General features: G+C 64.5%; 17 protein-coding genes. 7 read left to right on the top strand and 10 right to left on the bottom strand.

The genetic code is table 11. The features are described from left to right. Positions 1 to 98: 98 nt before the first annotated feature. From IT779_RS08460 to IT779_RS08425, 8 genes are read right to left on the bottom strand one after another with little or no spacing between them, the layout of a single operon-like run. Positions 99 to 1,379: an MlaD family protein gene (locus IT779_RS08460; protein WP_196148663.1), complete on the bottom strand. Its 1,281-nt coding sequence runs from the start codon at positions 1,377 to 1,379 to the stop codon at positions 99 to 101. Then, positions 1,376 to 2,485, bottom strand: a complete 1,110-nt coding sequence (locus tag IT779_RS08455; protein ID WP_196148662.1) for an MlaD family protein — start codon at positions 2,483 to 2,485, stop codon at positions 1,376 to 1,378. The genes IT779_RS08460 and IT779_RS08455 overlap by 4 nt, the downstream gene beginning before the upstream one ends. Next, the gene (locus IT779_RS08450; protein ID WP_196148661.1) at positions 2,482 to 3,585 is read right to left on the bottom strand and encodes an MCE family protein; all 1,104 of its coding nucleotides are present in this window, start codon (positions 3,583 to 3,585) and stop codon (positions 2,482 to 2,484) included. Before IT779_RS08450 ends, IT779_RS08455 begins: the two co-directional genes overlap by 4 nt. Next, positions 3,582 to 4,634 carry an MCE family protein gene (locus tag IT779_RS08445; RefSeq protein WP_196148660.1) on the bottom strand — a complete coding sequence of 351 codons (1,053 nt, stop codon included), beginning with the start codon at positions 4,632 to 4,634 and terminating at the stop codon, positions 3,582 to 3,584. Before IT779_RS08445 ends, IT779_RS08450 begins: the two co-directional genes overlap by 4 nt. Before the next feature lie 5 nt (positions 4,635 to 4,639). Beyond that, the gene (locus tag IT779_RS08440) at positions 4,640 to 5,677 is read right to left on the bottom strand and encodes an MCE family protein (RefSeq protein ID WP_196148659.1); all 1,038 of its coding nucleotides are present in this window, start codon (positions 5,675 to 5,677) and stop codon (positions 4,640 to 4,642) included. Further along, complete coding sequence (locus tag IT779_RS08435) at positions 5,674 to 6,984, bottom strand: MlaD family protein (protein WP_196148658.1); 1,311 nt, start codon at positions 6,982 to 6,984, stop codon at positions 5,674 to 5,676. Before IT779_RS08435 ends, IT779_RS08440 begins: the two co-directional genes overlap by 4 nt. 3 nt (positions 6,985 to 6,987) lie before the next feature. Next, complete coding sequence (locus tag IT779_RS08430) at positions 6,988 to 7,842, bottom strand: ABC transporter permease (protein WP_196148657.1); 855 nt, start codon at positions 7,840 to 7,842, stop codon at positions 6,988 to 6,990. Continuing rightward, positions 7,842 to 8,708, bottom strand: a complete 867-nt coding sequence (locus IT779_RS08425; protein ID WP_332838719.1) for an MlaE family ABC transporter permease — start codon at positions 8,706 to 8,708, stop codon at positions 7,842 to 7,844. Before IT779_RS08425 ends, IT779_RS08430 begins: the two co-directional genes overlap by 1 nt. A 485-nt stretch (positions 8,709 to 9,193) precedes the next feature. On the opposite strand from IT779_RS08425, the gene IT779_RS08420 reads away from it, so the two are divergent. After that, positions 9,194 to 10,054 carry a mycofactocin-coupled SDR family oxidoreductase gene (locus tag IT779_RS08420; protein ID WP_196148655.1) on the top strand — a complete coding sequence of 287 codons (861 nt, stop codon included), beginning with the start codon at positions 9,194 to 9,196 and terminating at the stop codon, positions 10,052 to 10,054. Positions 10,055 to 10,322: 268 nt separating this feature from the next. On the opposite strand, the gene IT779_RS08415 is transcribed toward IT779_RS08420, so the two are convergent. Then, complete coding sequence (locus IT779_RS08415) at positions 10,323 to 11,606, bottom strand: amidohydrolase family protein (RefSeq protein WP_196148654.1); 1,284 nt, start codon at positions 11,604 to 11,606, stop codon at positions 10,323 to 10,325. A 553-nt stretch (positions 11,607 to 12,159) separates the two neighbouring features. Here IT779_RS08415 and IT779_RS08410 point away from each other — a divergent pair. From IT779_RS08410 to IT779_RS08400, 3 genes are all read left to right on the top strand, one after another. Further along, positions 12,160 to 13,278: an ABC transporter substrate-binding protein gene (locus IT779_RS08410; RefSeq protein ID WP_196148653.1), complete on the top strand. Its 1,119-nt coding sequence runs from the start codon at positions 12,160 to 12,162 to the stop codon at positions 13,276 to 13,278. Between the two features lie 115 nt (positions 13,279 to 13,393). After that, positions 13,394 to 14,479, top strand: a complete 1,086-nt coding sequence (locus tag IT779_RS08405) for an SDR family oxidoreductase (protein WP_196148652.1) — start codon at positions 13,394 to 13,396, stop codon at positions 14,477 to 14,479. Next, positions 14,472 to 15,959 (top strand): aldehyde dehydrogenase family protein, encoded by a 1,488-nt coding sequence (locus tag IT779_RS08400; RefSeq protein ID WP_196148651.1) that lies wholly within the window; start codon positions 14,472 to 14,474, stop codon positions 15,957 to 15,959. The genes IT779_RS08405 and IT779_RS08400 overlap by 8 nt, the downstream gene beginning before the upstream one ends. Before the next feature lie 52 nt (positions 15,960 to 16,011). Here IT779_RS08400 and IT779_RS08395 read toward each other — a convergent pair whose 3' ends face one another. Next, positions 16,012 to 16,632, bottom strand: coding sequence for a TetR/AcrR family transcriptional regulator (locus tag IT779_RS08395; RefSeq protein WP_196149143.1), 621 nt, complete (start codon positions 16,630 to 16,632; stop codon positions 16,012 to 16,014). A gap of 273 nt (positions 16,633 to 16,905) precedes the next feature. Here IT779_RS08395 and IT779_RS08390 point away from each other — a divergent pair, with 273 nt between their 5' ends. The 3 genes from IT779_RS08390 to IT779_RS08380 all read left to right on the top strand — a co-directional run bounded on the left by IT779_RS08390 (position 16,906) and on the right by IT779_RS08380 (position 20,717). Further along, on the top strand, positions 16,906 to 17,691 hold the full coding sequence (locus IT779_RS08390; RefSeq protein ID WP_196148650.1) for a spirocyclase AveC family protein: 786 nt from the start codon (positions 16,906 to 16,908) through the stop codon (positions 17,689 to 17,691). A gap of 172 nt (positions 17,692 to 17,863) precedes the next feature. Then, positions 17,864 to 19,072, top strand: coding sequence for a cytochrome P450 (locus tag IT779_RS08385; protein WP_196148649.1), 1,209 nt, complete (start codon positions 17,864 to 17,866; stop codon positions 19,070 to 19,072). 316 nt (positions 19,073 to 19,388) lie between these two features. Next, positions 19,389 to 20,717, top strand: coding sequence for a hypothetical protein (locus tag IT779_RS08380; RefSeq protein WP_196148648.1), 1,329 nt, complete (start codon positions 19,389 to 19,391; stop codon positions 20,715 to 20,717). Positions 20,718 to 20,721: the final 4 nt, after the last annotated feature.

Genomic DNA, 20,721 nt, shown 5'->3' with positions numbered 1-20,721 from the left:
TGTGATGTCGCCGGACTCGAGCGCCTCGGCGTCGCCGTCGGCGGACTCCTCGTCGGGTATGCACGTAGTCGTGTCGGATTTCGTCACCGCGATGCACCTCAGTTGGGAGGTATGTAGTTCGGCGCGTCCGCGCCACCGAATGGTGTGGGAATGCTGTACTTCCCCGTCGGGGGCGGATCCGCGGTGGCGTGCGGATCCGCGCCGGGGGGCAGTACCGAAGCGTTCCATCCCGGCGGCCGCGGAGCGTTGCGGGCGCCACGGGGGAGCAGTGTCGGGTCGGGGTCGGTGCAGTCGGAATACAGATACGGCGCGGGAAAATTCGGTACCGAGCCCGGTCGTCGCGGCACGTCGTAGTCGCACTGGTAGCGGGGATAGATGCTGACCAGTGCCCACACGCCGTCGTCGTGGATCGCCGAGGTGATCGCGTCGATCGTGGAGCCCGCGCGCTGTTGGGGAAAGAAGAACTCGCGGAAAGCTGGAACTCGCAGCCGTGTCATCTGCCCGACGGTCGTCAGGTTGCCGAGGAGTTGCACCATTGTCGGTGAGTTCTGAGCGATGATGGCGTCCATGGTGGTGAAGGTCTCGGGGGCGCGGTTCACCAGTTGCTCGAACCCGCCACTCATCTGTGTGACACCACCGAGGGTGGCCGACAGGTCTTCCGCGGTTCGGCGGAGCGCGGGCGCACCGTCGTCGAGCGTGCCGAGCACGACTTTGCTGTTGCGTATCAGGCTGACCGTCTGCGGCAGCACCCCGTCCAGGGTGGAGATCATGAATATGCCGCCGTTGACGATGTCGGCCAATTTGTCCGGACCTTCGGCGCTGACACCGAGTTCGGTGGAGATGTCGTGCAATTTCCGGGGGTCAACCTGGACGAGAGTGCCGCTGAGCTTTTCGAGCATGCGAGCCATCGGTATCGGAGCGGAGGTGCGGTCGGGGTGCACGGTCGCGCCGTCGGTCAGGAACGGCCCGCTGTCGGTCTCGGGAAGAAAATCCAGGTACTGTTCACCCGCCGCGGACAGCGCGGCGGCGCGGACTTCGCCGTTGTCGGGGATCCGAACGTGTGAGTCGATGGCCGCGACCGCGGTCACCGTATCGCCGTCCACCTCGACCGAAGCGACCCGACCGACGCGCACGCCCCGCAGGGTGACGTCTTGGCCGGGCAGTAGTCCGCCTGATTGGTCGAGTTCGACTCGTACGCGGTAGGGCGAGTCGAACGGGTCGAAATCCAGGGCGCCGATCGTGAGATAGCCGCTGCCCGCGGCCAGGATCGCCACCAAGCCGATGACGGAGGCGGCCAAACGGTGCGCACGGACCCGACGTACGCTGCCGACGACGGCGACGGCGAGGTGTTCGGAGAGATCGAGGCGTCGTCTTGTCATCGTGGCGCTCCGTCGAGTCGTCCGCCCAGGCGTTCGAGCATGTATTGGAGTGAACCGACGAAGGTGGTCCAGTCGGTGGTATCGGGCAGGCGAGCCCCCGGTGTCCCTGGGAAGCCGGGGTCCGGCACCGCTCCTGCGGCAAGTTTGTTCACGTCCACCACGACGTGCGCTGAGGACGACGAGGTCAGTTTCATGACGACGGCGATGATCGAGTTGAGCGCGTCGAGTTCGGCGTCGGGATGTCCGGCGGCGTCGGCGAGTCCCTTGGCGAGCAGGTCGATGTCTTCGGCCATGCTGCCGTTGTTGGTGCCCTGAATCGTGGGGAATCGCGCCAGTTGGTCGGTGATGGCGTGGATGCGGTCGACCAGGTCGAGCAGTCCGTCGGTGTTCTCGGCTACCACTTCGAGTGCGGGGCCCGCGGCGGCCACCGCGTCGTTTATGGAATTCTGTTGCGCGGCCACGGTATTACTCAGTTCGGCGGCGCCGGCGACGGCGTGATTGATCTGATCGGAGCGAGTGGCCAGCGTGTCGAGCATGGATCGGGTGTGTGTGATCAACGCGGCGAGTCGGTCCCCTCGTCCGCCGACGTATTCGCCGAGAGCGGTGACGACGTGGGTGAGGTTTTCCAGGGTGCTGCCGCTGACGAGCAGTGAGGCGCGGCTGAGAGCTTCCTCGATCGTCGAGGCCGCGGAGGTGTTCTCGATCGGGATGGTGGCGCCGTCGTGCAGAACGGCTCCGTCCGGGGCGGGGGTTTTCGGTGGGCTCACCGCGACGAAGACATCTCCCATGGGTGTGGCCGACCGCAGCTCGGCTGTGGTACCGACCGGCAGTTCGACGCCGGATCGGATGCGCAGGGTGACCTCGGCGACGTAGTTGCGCGCCACCATCGACTCGACCTCGCCGATATCGGCGCCGTTGAGTCTCACTTTCGCCTTCGTGGGCAGATTCAACGCGTTGTCGAAGGTCGCGGTGAGTGAGTACGCGGCGGAGTCCAGGCCGGGGGAGGGCAGCGGCAGCTGATCCAGGCTCGCCGAACAGCCTGTGACTCCCGAGGCCAGGACCGCGGCGGCGATCACGAGCGGTACGGCGTGGGTGCGACGGTTCATCGTGCCGCCGCCAATCCCTGCAGTATCGCGGTGATTCCGAAGTCGGGGCCCATGTCGCGCATATCGCCGGTGTTGCAACCGAGGTTCGTTAGATTCAGTAGGTTGCAGACTTCCTTGACCATCTGCCCGTCCAAGAGGAGGCGATTGACGTCGATATTGGCTCGCAGGGCGCCGACGTTCTGATCGATCGCGTTGTAGGTGTTGTCGGCGACCAGCGGGAAGACATCCAGAAATTCCGCGACGTTGTACTGGTAGTCGGCCACAGAGGCGAACACGGTATTCGAGTTCGAGGCCAATTCGGCGATGGTCTGCTGATTGTCGATCAGTAGTTCGGTGACGGTGGCCAGGATACGGTTGAGAGTTGCACCGGTCGTGCCCGCGCCGATGTTCTGGTCCGCCAGCAGGTCACTCAATTGCTGTATACCGGAACCGAATTCACGGACCGTGTGGTCGTTGCGGGCGGCGAGTTCGGTGAGTGCGTCCAGGTTGGTCACCACATCGGTGATGGCGTTGCGCATCCCGGCGCCGTCGTCGGCCCCGAGTCTCATGGCCTTGGACAGTTCGCTCAACGCGGCACGCATGTCGTCGCCGTTGCCCGCGGTCGCCGCGGTGCCCAGGCTCATCAGGTCGGCGACCGGTCCTTTGCCGAAGCCGTCGCCGCCGAGGGCTCCGGTGAGTTTCTCGACCATCTCCATCAGGCTGTCGAACTCGATCGGGGTGTCGGTGCGGTCGGGGCCGAGGACGGCGTTCTTCGTCAACCGGGGTCCACCTCGATACACAGGTGTCAGCTCGACATGCCGGTCGGTGAGGACGGAGTCCGATACCGTCACCGCCTCGACCTCGGCCGGTAGTTCGATATCCCCGTTCACACGCAGTTCGACCTCGACCCCGGTGCCGTGCGGTTGCACACGGACCACTTCGCCGACTTTCATCCCCAGGACCGCAACGACATTGCCGGGATAGATACCGTTGGCGTTGGAGAAGGTCGCGATGATGGTCGTGTCGTCGGCCATCGGGTTCAGCGTCGAAGAGCATCCTGCCAATACGGCGCCGAGTGCGATGACCGCGGACAGCTTCGCCGGCCCCGGTGTTCTGCTCATTTGCAATCCTCGTGGTAAGGGGCCCTGCCCAATTCGATCGCACGCTTGCTCAGCGCGCACATGAACGAGTCGACGAATGCCCCGTCCGGTGCGGCCGCGGAGAGCTCCATCCCGGTTCCGGTGGCGTTGGCGAACAACCGCCAGGGCACCGGCAGAATCTGCAATATGCTGCGCAGCAGGGCGTCGTTGCCTGCGATCATGGCGGTCATCGAATGCAGATCATCGAGCAGCTGCTGAATTCGAGACCTGTCTCCGACAGCGATCGGCTCGATCTGATGGATGAGCGTGGTGGTCGCGGCGAGCAGCCGCCGCAGGGCGTCCTGGCGTGAGTTGATCTCCTGCAGCACCGTGCGGCCCCGGCTCACCAGTGCCGCGAGATCGGCTTGCTGATCACGGATCACAGTCGTCACCTGGGCGGTACTGGTCACCAGAGTGGCGATCTGGTCGCGACGCTGAGCGATTACCGCCGACAGCGAGTACACGTTGCCCAGCACCTCCGGAACCACCTGAGGTAGGTCGCGTAGCTGCGTGGACAATGCGGTCATGGAAGTCGCGATCTGGTCGGCGTCGAGCTGCCCGAAGGTTCTCGTGGCGTCCTGTAACGCGGTCTCGAGGTTGTAGGGAACCTCGGTCTGCGCGAGGGGGATACGCTTGTCGGGTAGTCGGCCGATACCGTTGGAGCGCAGTTCGACATAGCGCGAGCCGAGCAGAGTCGTGAGTTTGACGGCCGCGTGGGTGTCGGCGCCGAGCGGCAGGTCACGGTCGATCTTCATGGTGACGGTCACATGGTCGCCTGTCAGGCGGGTATTGGTGACGGTGCCGACCGGGACTCCGACATAGGTGACGGCGTCGCCGGGTGCGATCCCCGCGGCCTGGGCGAATTGCGCCTGATACGTCGCCTTGCCCAGATGTAGTGAATTGATGCCGACGGTCACCAGTAGCACCGACAGCAGCACGGCGACCGCGACGATGCCGATGCGTAGCGGATCGGGTTCGGTGGGAGCCCCGGCTCGGCGTCGCCGGAGCGCGGGCAATCGGAGTCTTCGCATCGCGGTCACCTACAGACTGGGGAGTGTTCGGGTTTGCCGCTGGGACTGGCGATTCCGAGGATCGCCGCGATGAGCGGGTCGATGCCGGGGATCATGCTGAGGCCGATATCGCAGATGTAGGCGGTAAGATAGGCGCCTTGGTCGACGATGCGCGACATCCCGTGCATGAGCGGCGCAAGGTTGAAGCCGAGATAGGCGAACGACTCCCGGTTCTCGACGAAATGTCGAGAGAAACCGTTGTCACGTTCGAGGAATCGGTTCAGCGCGGGAGCGGCCCCTTGAACCACTTGCGCGGCTCGACCGACCACTGCCGCGATATCTGTGGTCTGATCCAGCAGAGCGTCGCGTCGTTCGTGGAGACCGTCGAATATCTTTCGTGTCTGCGCGATCGTCGTCTGCAACTGACCGCCCTGCCGTGACAGGTTGCCGACGACCTGGCTGAGATTGTCGATCATCGAACCGAGGATCTGGTCGGGGGCCGCGAAGGACTCGACAAGAGTGGCGGTTCGGGCGATCAGAGCTGGAATCGCGCTGTCTTCGCCTTGTAACGCGCGGATCAGCGCGGCGGTGATGTCGTCGACATCCGCGGGATCGAGGAGACCGAACAGCGGCTGGAATCCGTTCAACAGCATGGAGAGGTCGAACGATGGCTCGGTGCGCTCCAGCGGGATCTGCGCGCCGGGTGGCAGGGGCTGCGGTGAATCGAGTTCGGCCAACGACAGGCCGAGATAGCGTTGGCCGATCAGGTTCTGGTAGGTGATCGCGGCGCGCGTGTTGCCGTACAGGGTCTGATTCCGCTGCACTTCGAAGGTGACACGTGCCGCGGTTCCCTCGATGTCGATGCCATCCACACGTCCCACTTGGACACCGGCCATGCGCACGTCGTCGCCGACGCGCAATCCGGACACGTCGGTGAACAGTGCCGAATAGCTGTGGGTTCTGCCGGGTACGCCGCGTTGCAACGTCGTGCCGACCATCCATGTGAGAACGACGGCGACGACGAGAAAGAGGGCAAGGCCGACAGCGGAGCGCCAGTAGCTCATCGCGGTTCCTCCGCTGTCGCAGCGCTGTTCGTGCCTTCCGCTACGTGGATATCGTTGCCGCGCAGGAGTGGGACGAGAAGTGCGGTCGACAGAGCGTCCGGTGGGCCGCCGAGTATTTCGGCGAGTTGTGTCAGATCGTGTGGACTGCCCCAGGGTTGGCGCTCATCGATATCGGAGGCGGGTGTGGCCGGGTGGGTCTCGGCGGTCCCGATGACCCCGGGGCCCGGCGGGCCGGTGAGACAGCTCGGTCCCGCGAGTTCGCCGTAGCGGGGGCAGTCTTCGCGCGTGTACTGCTTGTGGGGGGTGAGTTCGACGATGATCTTCGGGACGCCGCTCTGGGTGTCCGCTCGCCAGAGGACGGTTCGGACTTTGTCGGAGAGGACGCGTTCCGAGACCGCCATCTGTGCGAAGTTCTTGCTTCCCGTGCCGAGGATGTCGAGCACAGGCGCCATATCGGAGGTGATGCCGAGGATCGTGCCTGTGTTGTTTTCCATGGCGTCGGCGACGGTGCCCGTGGTGATCAGCCCGGCGCTGATCATTTCGGCGAACCGTGTTCGCTGTGCTGCCATCGTCCGCAGCGGGACGACGGATTGATGCACCGCCGCGAGCAGGTCGGGAGAGGAGGACCGCAACCCGTCGATCGCGCGGGAGAGCGTATCGAGAGTGGACCGAGTGCCGTCCGGGGTGGTCACTTCGCCCATCGCGAGCACGATTCGCTCCAACTGGGCGCCGGCGCGAAGCGCTTCGGCGCCGCTGCCGTTGGTGGCGCGCTGGACGGTCTCGAGGATCCCGACCGTCGGATCGGTGCGTGATCGGCCCGCCGCGGCGGCGATGCGGCTCAGAGCCGTCAGCGACGTCTGGAGCTGCACGGTTGCGAGGCTTCGATCTTCCTCGATCCTCGCCCCGGCTTCCAAGGGAGCGCCTGCGCCGTTGTCGAGCAACTGGATCGATGGGACCGCGAAGACGTTGCTCGGCACGACGCGTGCGGTGACGGTGTTCGGTATTCCGGCTACATGCTCGGGTTTCATATCCAGCCGGACGCGGGTCGGTTCACCTTCGGTGGCGGGCAGTACTTCCGAAACCATCCCGATGAGGACGCCGCGATATTTGACATCGGATTTCGGCGGCAACCCGTCTCCGACATCGGACATCAGGGCGGTAACGGCTATCGATTCCTCGAAACCGCCCTGTGAGCGGATGATTCCCGCGACCACCACCGCGGTCGCGACGACGGCGAAGGCGGCGCCGCGTAGCAGGAGTTTCGGCCCGGTCAGGTCTCGATCGTCGGATTCGAACAATATCGGCATGCGTCATCCGCTCAGTCTCGATCCGGAGTCGAATCCCCAGATCGCCAGTGTCATCAGCAAATTCACCGAAATCATCACGGTGATACCGGCGCGCATCGCGCGTCCCGCGGCTACGCCGACGCCCTGTGGTCCGCCGGTGGCGTAGAAGCCGTAGTAGCACTGGATCGTCGTGGTGATGACAACGAAGACCAGTCCTTTCAGCAGCGAATAGAGAATATCCGCGCCGGTGAGCACGAGATTGAAGTAGTGCTCGTAGGTACCGAAGGAATCGCCGCCCGCGACCCACACGAATGCCTCTACGGCGAGATAGTCCGCGGCCAGCGCGGCCAGGAACAGCGGCACGAAAGCGACCATCGACGCCAGCAATCGGGTCGACACCAGGTACGGGATCGGGCGGATCGCGACGGCATGGAGGGCATCGATCTCCTCGGCTATCCGCATGGATCCCAGTTGGGCGGTGAATCTGCATCCGGCTTGGGAGGCGAAGGCGATCGAGGCCATGATCGGGGCCAACTCGCGTGTGGCCGCGGTTGCCGCGATCATGCCGGTGGCCGGTTCCATACCGAGCAGTTTCAGTGCGCTGTATCCCTCGATGCCGACGATCGCGCCCGCCGACGCGCCGAGCACGATGATCACACCGGCTGTGCCGCCGCCGACGACCAGTGAACCGTTGCCCCAGGTGACATCCGAGAGAAGTTTGACCGATTCCCGCCCGTAGTACCGGACGGCGAGAGGGATCGAGGTGATGGCCCGAACGAAAAAGGTGATCATGTGCCCGAGGCGGGCGAAAATCTCGATCGGCCCGCTGGTGACCCGCAGGACTGCTCGAACGCCCGGTGGAAGATAGGTGGCCGCCATTACAAAGTCGTCCTCGGGAACAACACCGTGTACATCTCGGTGAATCCGACATTCACCACCATGAGCAGAATCATCGAGGCCACCACCGTCGCGTTGACCGAATTGGCCACCCCGCCGGGGCCGCCCTTGGCGTGCAGGCCCTTCTCGCAGGCGACGATGGTGACGATGACGCCGAACACCGCGGCTTTCACCATCGCCAGGAACAGATCTCCGATAGTGGCGAACGAGGAGAAGGTCGCCATGAAGCTGCCGGGCGTACCGCCCTGCACGTAGACGTTGAACAGATAGCCTGCGAGGAATCCGATGAAGCAACTGAACCCGGTGAGCGCCATGGCCACCAGAATTCCAGCGGCCAGACGTGGCACAACCAGCCTTCGCAGCGCGGAGACGCCCATGACCTCGAGCGCGTCGATCTCTTCGCGGATCGTGCGTGCGCCCAGGTCCGAGCAGATCGCCGATCCCACCGCCGCCGCCAGCAGGATCGCGGTCACCAGTGGCGCCGATTGGCGGATCACCGCCAGCCCACTGGCGGCGCCTGCCAGGGAGGTCGCGCCGACCTGACCTGCCAGGAGGCCGAACTGGATGGACAGGGTCGCGCTCACCGGCAGCGCTACGGCCACCGTCGGCACGTAGGAGGTCTTCACCATGAAGGCGGCCTGCTCGACGAATTCCCCGAACGGGAACTTGCCGGAGGCGACGTCGGTCACCAGATACCGGATCGCTCGTCCTCCCATGAGCACCTGCCTGCCGACGGTCTCCAGGGACGCGCGGGGGTGCCGCCGGACATACCCCTTACCCCATTCGGCGACTTCCGCGCTCGCGCGGCGTCTGTGGTCATCGGCCGCCACCGAATCGCCGCTAGACACGAGCCGGGGTTCCTGATGCCTGCGGCGAGACATCGACCGCGGCGGGGAATGCCGTCGCGGTCGCTGTCCGCGTCCACGTGTTCGGGTACGAGCCACTGGTCAGGAGATGGACGAGCACATTCACGTGGCCTCCTCGACTTGGGGACCGAATATTCGTTCGGGGCAGACTTAACCATGCCGTGACGGGCGCGTCAACACTTGAAAATGATCGTGCGAGAGTGGTTTTCGTCGACGAAACAGTCAATGGGCCAGCGCGAACGCGGAGCGGGTTGTCGCAGGCGGATGGTGCCGAACACTTGTGAACCGAATATTCGTTTCGTAAGGTAGGGTACCCGCCGAAGCGTAGGCCGAAGCGAAAACGTCGAAGCTTCCTTGCGATTGCCCCGGACGGAGTGCGGGGGCGGATCGGTTCACGACAACGATCGGATTCCGGCGGTGCGTCGGTCGCGGCCGAACGGTCGAACCCAGCGAAAGGTATGAAGAAGATGGGGCGTGTGTCAGGAAAGGTCGCTTTCATCACCGGAGCGGCGCGGGGACAAGGCCGCAGCCACGCGGTGCGCTTGGCCGAGGAAGGGGCCGACATCATCGCTGTCGACCTGTGTCGCGATGTCGAGAGTCTCGGCTACTCTCTCGCAACGCCCGATGATCTGGCGGAGACCGCTCGACTGGTCCGGAAGGCAGGGCAACAGGTGTTGACCAGACAGGCCGATGTCCGTGACGCCGCGGCGTTGGAGGAAGCGGTTCTGGCGGGTATCGCGGAATTCGGTGGACTGGATATCGTGGTCGCCCAAGCCGGTATCGCGGGTATGGCCGGTGAACCGAAGCGTCAGGCGTGGTGTGACACGATCTCCACCAACCTCGTCGGCACGATCAACGCGATCCAGGTCTCTCTTCCCCATTTGCAGGAAGGCGCTTCGATCATCGCTACCGGATCGACCGCGGGTCTGATGAACACCAAGCAACTCGACAATCCGGGCACCGATCCGGGCGGTATCGCCTATGCGTTGTCCAAGCGGATGCTGTCGCAGTATGTCCACGAGTTGGCTGCCCAATTCGGACCGAGCAAGATCCGCGCCAATGTGATCCATCCGACCAACTGCAACACGCCGATGTTGCACAGCGAGCCGATGTACAAGGCGTTCCGGCCGGATCTGGAGAATCCGACCAGGGAAGAGGTGGAGGTGGCTTTCCCTGTGCAGCAGGTGATGCCGATTCCCTACGTGGAGCCCGAGGACATCAGCGAGGTCGTGGTCTTCCTGGCGTCGGACGAATCTCGATATGTGACCGGGATGCAGATGCGCGTCGACGCCGGCGGCTACCTGCGGTGGTACGACTTCCACCTCTGATCACGCGGAAAACTGCTACGTCCTCGGAGGGCTCGCGCCGCACCGAGGCCAGGTTCGCCCCCGATGTCGATGCGGGACATCGGGGAGCGTCCGCGCCAGGCGTCGGCACACCTGCGGCTGACGGCGGAACGGTCGAACGGGCCGACAACCAGCCTGGTCACCGCCGGGCATCTCGCTCCTCTCGACCGAAGTCCTATTCGTCAGCGGTGACCGTCACGGGCTCTATGTCAGGTCTGATCGCCTGCGGGAGCCCGTACGAAGTGGACGTTCATGTGGTGGGCAGTTCGGCCGCGAGGTCGAGTACGGTCACGGTCTCGGTTCCGGTTTTTCGGAGGCGTTCGGACGAGCGGTATCCGAGATCCACGTTCTTGGCGAGGGCGCGTAGTGCGCCAACTGTCGCGTGTTCCTTCGGGATGTGGGTGAAGGGATCGAAGGAGAACAGGCGCAGTGCGTTCTGGTGGGTGATCCGGTTGATGTCGTGGTCGGAAACGCCTTGGAAATGCCGGTCGAGCGTTTCCGGGGCGACCGGCCACGTGGAGTCGGAGTGCGGATAATCGCATTCCCAGGTGACCATGTCGAGGTTGAGTTTGTCTCGGCATTCGATGCCGAATCCGTCATCGATGAAGCAGGTGACGATGCGGTCGAGGAATACCTCGCTGGGGAGCTTGCCTTTGAAGTCCTGGTGAGTCCAGGCGCGGTGCATGGTGTAGACGCGGTCGATGCGTTCGAGGAAATAGGGGATCCAGCCGATGCCGCCTTCGCTGAGGGCGAAGGTGAGGTCGGGGAATCTGCGCAGCACCGGCGACCACACGAGATCGGCCGCGGCTTGCACGATGCTCATCGGTTGCAGGGTGATCATGGTGTCCACCGGCGCGTCGAGCGAGGTGATCACGACCGACGAGGACGAGCCGATGTGCAGGCAGACGACGGTGTCGGTGTCGCTGCATGCTTGCCAGAAGGGGTCCCAGTGCGGGTCGTGCAGCGAGGGATAGTCGAGTTTGGTCGGGTTCTCGGAGAAGGTCACCGAGTGGCAGCCTTTCGCGGCGACCCGTCGGACTTCCTCGGCCATCAGGTTCGGGTCCCAGATCGGGGGGAGGGAGATGGGGATCATGCGTCCGGGGTAGGTGCCCGCCCACTCATCGATATGCCAGTCGTTGTAGGCACGCAGAACCGCGAGGCCGAGATCCTTGTCCTTGGCGCGGGCGAAATACTGGCCGCAGAACTGCGGATAGGAGGGGAAGTTCATCGCGGCGAGCACGCCGTTGGCGTTCATGTCGCGAATTCGCTCGTGGATGTCGTAGCAGCCTTCGCGGATCTCGGCCAGCTTCGTCGGTTCGGCGCCGTACTCGTCCGGCGGCCGTCCGGCGACCGCGTTCAGGCCGACATTGGTGGCCTCCTGACCCTCGAACACCCACGCGTCCGTTCCATCGACGCGCTGGATCAACTTGGGCACGTCGTCCTTGTATTTGGCGGGGATGTGATCGGCGAACATGTCCGGGGGTTCGACGAGATGGTCGTCGACCGAGACCAGGATGAAATCGTTCATGTCCATGCGGCGCTCCTAGGCGCGGGAGACCGAAACTCGTTGATCAGCGCAAGAAAACGCGATTCGTCTCCGGCGATTGACTTGGTGTCCGGGCATACCATACTTTGGAGCAGAAATTTGGTCAAACATGTGTGTGGCGGTTGCGGTCGGATGTGCTGTGCCCGGCGGCGCCCGCGGCGATCGGCGTACTCGCTCGCTCGAGGCCGGTTGGTGGCGTGTCCTCGACGCTGATCGACGCGGGGTCGGTTCACGGTTCGGCTCGACCTCGCCGCTCGGAGTCGACGTATGGCGGTGATTCGGCACTGAATAGCGGTGTTACCTCGGAATATCTCTGGGCCGCTGATCGCGACGAGACAAGGATCGCGCGCGTGTCCTGCTTCGTGTCGAGGCTGTGCCGCGGAGGTTCCGGCTTCGGCGCGTTGTCGCGCGACAGGTGCGGTCGAGTCGGGTGGGGATGACGAAGTGATTGACTATGACGCGCGGCAGTCTATACATTTGTGAACAAAAATTCGGTTTGCTCGTGGGAACCGCTGCGAGTAGGGAGTCGTCAGAAGGTGTCATGTCCTACGAAAGCACTGCACATCCGATAAAAGTCGGCTATCTCATGGATTTCCGGTTGCCCGAGGGATACCCGAAGGAGATGCTGGACGACCTGTCGCGCCCGTTCGAGCTGGTGTTCGAGGAAGGGCGGCAAGCGGGGGTCATCGACCGGCCGGTGGAGATCGTGTACAAGGAGGTCGAGGGGCTGCCCAAGGGTTCGGTGAAGGCGGTGATCGACGCCTTCGGCGAGTTGGTCGACGAGGGCTGTCTGCTGGTCTTCGGTCCCAACATCACCGACAATTGCGTCGCGACGAAAGAGGCTGTCGAGCAGCGCTTCCAGGTTCCCGCGATCTCGGTCACCGGCACGGACGACTGGCTGGGGGAGTGGACCTTCTCCTTTCCCCAGGGCTCGATGACCGATGAGCCCATCTTCTGGGCGGATCTGCTCGCCGAAGCCGGGCACACGACGGTCGGAGTTCTCGTCGAGCGGTCGCTGATCGGCGAGAGCTACCTTCGGAACTTCCATCGCGCGTGCGCGGCGAAAGGTATCCGAATCGTGGCCGAGGCGGCGATCGCCCAGACCGCGCAGGACATCGGCGAAGCCGTCGAGACCTTGCACCGCGCCGCGCCGGAGGCGATCGTGCACTGTGGTTTCGGATTCGGCATCGTCTTCATCAATCCCGCTCTACAAGAATTGGATTGGGATCCGCCACGGTACACCAGCACCGCCTTCCAGAATGCCTGGATCAATCCCGTCATGTGGAAGGCGTTCACCGGCTGGATCGGCATCGATCAGTACGACGAAGCGAATACGGTCGGGCAGGCGTATCTCGATCGCTACGAGAAGCGATACGGTCGCCGACCGGAATACTGCGTCCCGATGGTGAACCACGACGTCGCTCAAACGCTGCTGCGGGCATTCGCCGACGCGCATCCGCTGAGTCCGCGTGGCGTCAAGGAAGCGCTCGAGCGCATCAAGATGATGCCCGCGGCCTCGGGCGCACCGGGTACACGTGTGTCGTTGGGCAAGTGGACGAGACGGGCATGGATGGGTGCGGGATACCTGGTGGCGCGCTCACTCGATCCCGACGGTGTGAATTCTCACCTGGTCGATCGCTTCGGAGAGGACCGGGCATGAAATCACAGAGGCTGATCGTGCCCGAAGTCGCCGCAGGAGGGACGAACGACAGCGCTGTTCCGATGAGGCGGAGCTGCATCGGTCACCCCGACAACCAACTCGCGGGAGCGATGCGATGAGCGAAACCAGAAGCGTCCTCATCACCGGAGCATCCCGCGGACTAGGCCTGGCAGCGGCGACGTATCTGTACGCACGCGGTTGGCAGGTGATCGCGGCCATGCGTGCACCGGACAAGGGGATGGCCACACTGCGTGAGGCCACGGGCGCCGCGGCGGACGACCCTCGCTTGCTCGGAGTAGAACTTGACCTCTGCGATCCGGAATCGGTTGCCGCGGCGGCCGCTACGGTGATCCGCCTGATCGGCGCTCCATACGCGGTGGTGCACAACGCCGGTATCGCGGCCGCGGGTGCGGTCGAGGAGACGCCGATGGCGCTGTGGCAGCAGATGTTCGCCACGCACCTGTTCGGTCCGGTCGCCTTGACGAAGGATCTGTTGCCGGGGATGCGCGCGGCGGGACGGGGGCGGATCGTGCTCATCTCCAGCGCGGGCGGCGTACGTGGAATGCCCTCCATTTCAGCGTATTCCGCGGCGAAGGCCGCGTTGGAACGATGGGGTGAGTCGTTGGCGGGCGAGATCGCCCCGTACGGTCTCGGGGTCCAGGTGATCGTCGCCGGAGTCTTCGACACCGAGATCATCACGGACGAAGGAACCTCGACCTTCCGCGACTTCGACGGCCCCTACGGACGCCATCACCGCAGTATCGACCACCGGGGCCGCGCCGCGATGACGATCGCGCGGCCGCCCGAGAAGTTCGCGGCGCTGCTCGCACGCGCGTTGGAGCGGAACACGCCGTACTCGCGGCGATCGGCCGGATTCGACGCCGCGGCATTGGTGGCGGCGAACAAGATCCTGCCGACCACGACGATGCATCAAGTGGTCCGGGTCGCGATGGGACTTCCGAAATTCCGGTCCATGAGCCCCGACGCCACGCACACGAGCCGGACGGTGCGAGCCGTGACGGTCATCGCGAAAGCGCTGCCGCAACCTGTGCTGCGGCGACTCGGTCTGTGGTCGACGAAGATTCGTCCGCCGAAACAGCCGAGCCCGCTCACGGATCCGGTCGCCTCGACGTCCGGTGATCCGACCGATTCCGTCGCCGAGGACGCTGTCCGCCGCAAAGAGAGTTCGATCCATGACTGACGACACCGACGCTCCGTTCGAGTCGAGGATGCTCATCGACGGCAGGCTCGTCGAGGGGCGAGCCGGAACCTTCGCGAATATCAATCCCGCGACCGAACAAGTCATCGGCGAGGTGAGCGATGCTTCCCTCGATGACATGCGCGATGCCGTGGATGCGGCGCGCCGCGCCTTCGATCACACCTCGTGGGCCAACGACCACGATTTCCGGCGCCGATGCCTGCTACAGCTGCACGACGCCGTGGAGTCCGAGAAGGAGCAACTGCGCGAAGAGTTGATTCGAGAGGTCGGCTGCCCCCGCGCCATCACCTACGGACCACAGCTCGACGCGCCACTGGCCGAGGGCTTCAAGTATCCGGCTCGACTCATCGGCGAATACGCATGGGAGACCGATCTCGGCGACACGTTCGTGGCGTTGACAGGCGTGCGGACGACCCGCAAGGTCCTGCGCGAACCGGTCGGCGTCGTCGGCGCGATCACCCCGTGGAACTTTCCCTTCGAGATCGCCATCAACAAACTCGGGCAAGCTCTCGCGACGGGGAACACGGTCGTGCTCAAGCCCGCACCCGATACCCCGTTCAACGCCACTCGTCTCGGACGCCTGATCGCCGAAAAGACCGACATTCCCGCAGGCGTGGTCAATGTCGTGACAGCCTCGGATCACCTGGTCGGCGAAGAACTGACCCTGTCACCGAAAGTGGATCTGATCTCGTTCACCGGGTCGACCGCGGTCGGGCGTCGCATCATGGAGAAGGGTGCGGCAACCATGAAGCGCCTGTTCCTCGAACTCGGAGGGAAGTCCGCGACGATCGTCTGTGACGACGCGGATCTGAATCTCGCGTGCGCCATCGGTATCGCCCCGTGCATGCACGCCGGTCAGGGCTGCGCCAATCCGACACGCATGCTGCTTCCCCGCTCTCGATACGACGAAGGGGTCGCGCTCCTCGAAGCCATGTACAACAGCGTCGCCCCCGGCGACCCCCAGAATCCGGGCACCCTGTGCGGCCCGGTCATCTCGGCCGGGCAACGTGACCGTGTACTCGGATATATCCAGACCGGCATCGATGAAGGCGCCACACTGTTGTGTGGAGGCAAGGAACAACCGGATGGTTTCGACCGCGGATTCTGGGTCAAACCAACCCTGTTCGTCGACGTCGAGAATTCCATGACGATCGCACAAGAGGAGATCTTCGGACCGGTGCTCTCGGTCATTCCCTACGATGATGACGACGACGCTGTGCGCATCGCGAACGACAGCCGATACGGACTGGCGGGCAACGTGATGTCGGCATCCCTGGACCGCGCGTTGGCCATCGGGCGACGGCTTCGCGCCGGATTCATCGGCCTCAACGGCACGGTCGGATACGGCGCCGACGTACCGTTCGGCGGATACAAGTCCAGCGGAATCGGCCGACAGAACGGTATCGCGGGATTCGACCAATACACCGAGATCAAGTCCGTCGCCTACCCGGCCTTGCAATGACGGACGTGGCAGTCCTCTATCTGCCCGCGCGTACCACCGACCTGCGCCGTGGTCATCCGTGTCGATGCAGGAAGCCGTGCAGAACCGCCTGAGTCAGCTCATCGATGATCGCTTCTCGCGGCGGTGGCTCGGTTCCGAAGTACGTGTTCTGCAGGGCGGCCATCCCGACGATCATCGCCACCGTGGAGTGTGCCGCGAGATCGGGATGGGTCGACTGCATTCCCCGCAGATCCATGCCTTCGGCGCTGATCCCCGCGAGCACCGCCAGCGCTTGTCGGATATCGGCGATGCCTGCCTCCGCCATCTCTTCCTCGTTCAGTGTCTCGGAGGACAGCAGAGTGGCGACCAGACCGCGGTGTTCGATGAACACGGCGTAGAGCTGCCCGACGAAGTGGTGGGCCAGCTCCTCCTCGTCGGTGTTCTCGGGGACCACCGCCTGCCATGTCCGGCTGAACTCGTCGACGAAGCTCGTGAAGGGAAGGACGAGAGCTTCGCGGAACAGTGCGGCCTTCGAGCCGAAGTGCCGGAAGAGCAGCGCCTCGGTGACTCCTGCGGCGTCGGCGATCTCACGTGTGGTGGTGCTGCGGTAGTCCTGCCTGCCGAAGAGGGCGCGGGCCGCCTCGAGCAGCAGTGCTCGCACTGCGCCGCGGGGCCGGCGGGTGGAATGCGGCATCTTCGCCTCTGTTCGATCGGTGGGGAAGTGGGTATCGGTGGTCCGCTTTCGTGAGCACCCCTTGGCGCTCACCGATTTTCAAGATAGTCTCCACTATCTGAGCGATAAGATAGTCGCCACTACCCAAAAGTCCGCAACTCGGATCGGAAGGGGCACAGGCATGGGGGCATTCATCATGCTGGCTACGCTATTCGGATTGATCGGCATCATCTTCTACTTGGTGCTGCGCTACGACCCCGAGGTGGGTCGCGGTCGAGACCGAGAGTACGGTCGATGAACGGCGAGTTGACGCCGCTGCTCCGAGCGGCCATAGCCTTCGCTTACGTCGGAGGATTCGCGTTCGTCGCGATCGGCATCTACCTCAGTTACCGGCGCCGTCGTCTGCATCCGCTACTGCTCGTGTGCATCTCGGCGATCTCGTTCTCGTGGATCGAGGCGCCCTACGACTGGGCGGTCTATGCGCAGTTCGCGCCCGCCATCCCCCGGATGCCATCGTGGTGGCCGTTGAACATGACCTGGTACGGACTGCCGTCCTCGGTGCCGCCCGGGTACATCGCCTACTTCGTTCTACCTGCCGTCCTCGGTGCCGCGCTCGGGCGACTGCTGATCTCGAAATTCGAGTGGCCCAGGCCCACAACTCTTCTCGTGGTGGGGCTCGTCGTCGGCTTCATCTGGGCGTTCCTTTTCAATGCGATACTGGGGGCCCGGCTCGGCGTCTTCTACTACGGTCGCGTGATCCCCGGGCTCGCGCTCTGGGAAGGCACGAAGAACCAGTATCCGCTCTACGACGCACTCGCCATGGGCCTGCAGATGATGGTCTTCACCTACCTTCTCGGGCGCACGGATCCCGAAGGCCGCACCATCATCGACGTATGGGCCGACGCGAAGTCGACCACGAGGCTCCGCTCGTCGTTGTTGTCGATCGTTGGGGTCGTGCTCGTGGGGCATGTGCTCTACGGCGCCGTGTTCGCGCCGCACCTCGCTACCAAACTCGGTGGCTGGGTGACCGCGGGTCCCACTGCCCCCTTGTTCACCGGCGTACCGAATCAGCCCCCGTAGCAAGCATGTCGAGCGTGCTCGAGTCGGTTCGACGGGCCCCGCGATGGTACGTCGGCCGCGTGGCCACGCCGACTCTCGATTCTGGGAGTCATCGGCATACGTACGCCTATTTTGAAACAAAATTTCGGTTCTCCGTGGCTGTGGCTCACGGTGCGTGAAGGGAAGCAGGCAGGTGGCCGACACCAAAGCAGTCGATCTCTATTACGATCCATACGATTTCGACATCGACTCGAATCCCTACCCGGTGTGGAAGAGGCTGCGTGCAGAAGCGCCGCTGTACTACAACGACAGGCACAACTTCTATGCGGTGAGCCGCTACGACGATGTAGCCGCCGCCCTCGCCGACTGGGAGACGTTCCGCTCGGGGCGGGGGACCGTCGCCGATGTGATCTTCTCCGGCGCCGAGATACCTCCCGGTATCATCTTGTGGGAAGATCCGCCGATCCACGATGTCCATCGCAAGTTGTTGGCGAAGGTCTTCAGCCCACGGCGGATGCTGGGGATCGAATCTCAGGTGCGGAATTTCTGTGTCAAGGCGCTGGATCCCTTGGTCGGTACCTCTGAATTCGATGTGATCGCCGATTTCGGCGCGTTGATGCCGATGCGCACCATCGGGTATCTCCTTGGCATCCCGGAAGCGGATCAGGCCGCCATCCGTGACAGTACCGACGAAGTGATCACGCTCAAGGACGGTGAAAGTTCCGCGCGGTTCGACGCGAGTACCTTCGAGCAGAGCGCGCAAGTATTCGCCGAATACATCGAGTGGCGCGCCGAGCATCCCTCCGACGATCTCATGACCGAACTCCTCGACGCCGAAGTCGAAGAGGACGGCGTCCGCAGAAAGCTGACTCGACTCGAGGTCCTCACCTACACCAGCACCGTCGCGGGCGCGGGCAACGAGACCACCACGCGGCTGATCGGATTCATGGCGCAGCTGCTCGCCGAGAACCCCGAGCAGCGCGCGCAATTGGTCGCCGAACCAGGCCTGATTCCCCGCGCTGTGGAGGAAACCCTACGCTTCGAGCCGCCTTCACCGGTCCAGGCCCGCTATGTCGCCCGCGACGCGCGATTCCACGACCAGACCGTGCCGGAAGGGTCGGTGATCCTGCTCCTCAACGGGTCGGCCAACCGCGACGAGCGGCGATTCTCCGATCCCGATCGGTTCGACATCCACCGCGACGCATCGCATCTCGGCTTCGGTTACGGCTTGCACTTCTGCCTCGGCGCCGCACTCGCCCGACTGGAGGGTCGCATCGCGCTGGAAGAACTCCTCCGTCGCTGGCCGAAATGGGACATAGATTACGACAATGCCGCGCGAGCACACACTTCCAGCGTTCGCGGATGGGGCAAATTGCCGTTGATCGTGTCGTCCGGCGGCTGACAGACGGGGTCGAGGGTGCGGAGCAATTTTCAGTCCCGTGCGGTAGGGGAGTAGCCGGTCGAACATGGAGCTGATTGCCACCGTCGCCCATGGCGGGCCGGTAGGCCTGGCGTCCAGGGCGCGGCGGCGACGCGCCGACGTCCGAGTGCCGCGGGTGACCGGGTACGCCGGGCAGTGGTGTGGCGTCGTGCGCGTACGCGGTCTCGAGGTACGGTCGGCCGGTTCAGGTAGTCGACTACTCGTGAGGTTGCGCGCGAGCCCGGGCACACTCGTGCGGGTTCGCGAGAGTCCCGCCGACTGTGAGACGAGGTGCGCTGTGGCGTCGGATCCCGGCCCGTTCGATCATGTACTCACGACCGACGGCTTTCGCGCGCCGTTCTATACCCTGCGTTTCGATGCCGCCGGGCGATCCACCAGCCCGCTGACGCAGGAGCATCTGGTGGACGCGTTGCGCTCGAACATCTTCACCGATGTCTACCTCTTCAGTCACGGCTGGAACAACGACTGGAACGCGGCGTTGGCGAACTACCGCGCGTTCATCGCGGCCTACCAGAGTCTGGTGCGCGACAAGGGCCTCGAGCTCGGACGCGACCAACGGCCGCTGCTGGTCGGGATCTTCTGGCCCGCGGCGGCCATGGAGTTGCCGTGGGAGCATGGCCCCGATATCGCGGGCGCCGGTGATGACATCGGTGAACGCGACGTCGCGCTGGAGGCGGCGTTCGCCACGGAGGTCGCGCCCGCCGACCGCGCGGAGTTCTACCGTTTGGTCGAACCACCGGCCGTCGATGAGATCGCAGGCCGACGCCTGCTCGACCTGCTCGGCGCGGTGTATGCGGGCGGTGACGCCGATCTGCCGAAGGACGACCGCCGCCGACCCGATGACGTACTGGCAGCGTGGGCGATGCTCGAGAGTGCGCTGACCGGTCGCCCGGACCTGCCGGACTCCCCGGACGACTTCGGTGTCGCGGCGGGGGAACGGGCGGGTGCTCCCGACGCCGCTGGGCTCCTGTCGAAGCTGGACCCGCGCAATCTGTTCCGGATGCTGACCGTGTACCGAATGAAGGACCGCGCGGGCGCCGTCGGCGCCGACGGGGTCGGTCCCGTCCTGCGCGAAATGCTCGAAGCGACCACGGCGGCAACGCGGTTCCACCTGGTCGGGCACTCCTACGGTGCGCGGGTCCTGCTGAACGCGGTGTCGCGGCCGACCGGGGCGCCGCTACCGAGGCAAGTCGATTCGCTGTTGCTGTTGCAGCCCGCGGTGAACCATTTGTGCTTCTCCGCCGCGCGACCCGAAGGCGGCTACCGCGCGGCGGCCGAGCTCGTTCGGCATCCGATCATGACGACCTACAGCGTCCACGATTTCCCGCTGCGCACCGTGTTCCATCTGGCGCTGCGACGCGGGAAAGACCTGGGCGACATCGGCATCGCGGGTGACGAGCCGCCGAATGAATACGCCGCGCTCGGCGGGTACGGGCCGCGCGGTGAGCTGTCGTTCGCCGAGGTGACGATCAAGGATCCGGGCGATCCGTACGACCTCACGGCGGCCGAGGTGCTTGCGGTCGACGGGTCTCGCACGATCGGCGGGCACAGCGATATCTCGGGTCCGTCGACAGCGTGGATGCTGTTCTCTCTGGTGAAGGGATAGCCAC

The organism is Nocardia bovistercoris (assembly GCF_015674855.1).
GTDB classification, from domain to species: Bacteria; Actinomycetota; Actinomycetes; order Mycobacteriales; family Mycobacteriaceae; genus Nocardia; species Nocardia bovistercoris.
The sequence above is the reverse complement of the archived record's forward strand: the minus strand, read 5'-3'. Positions and strand labels throughout refer to the sequence as shown.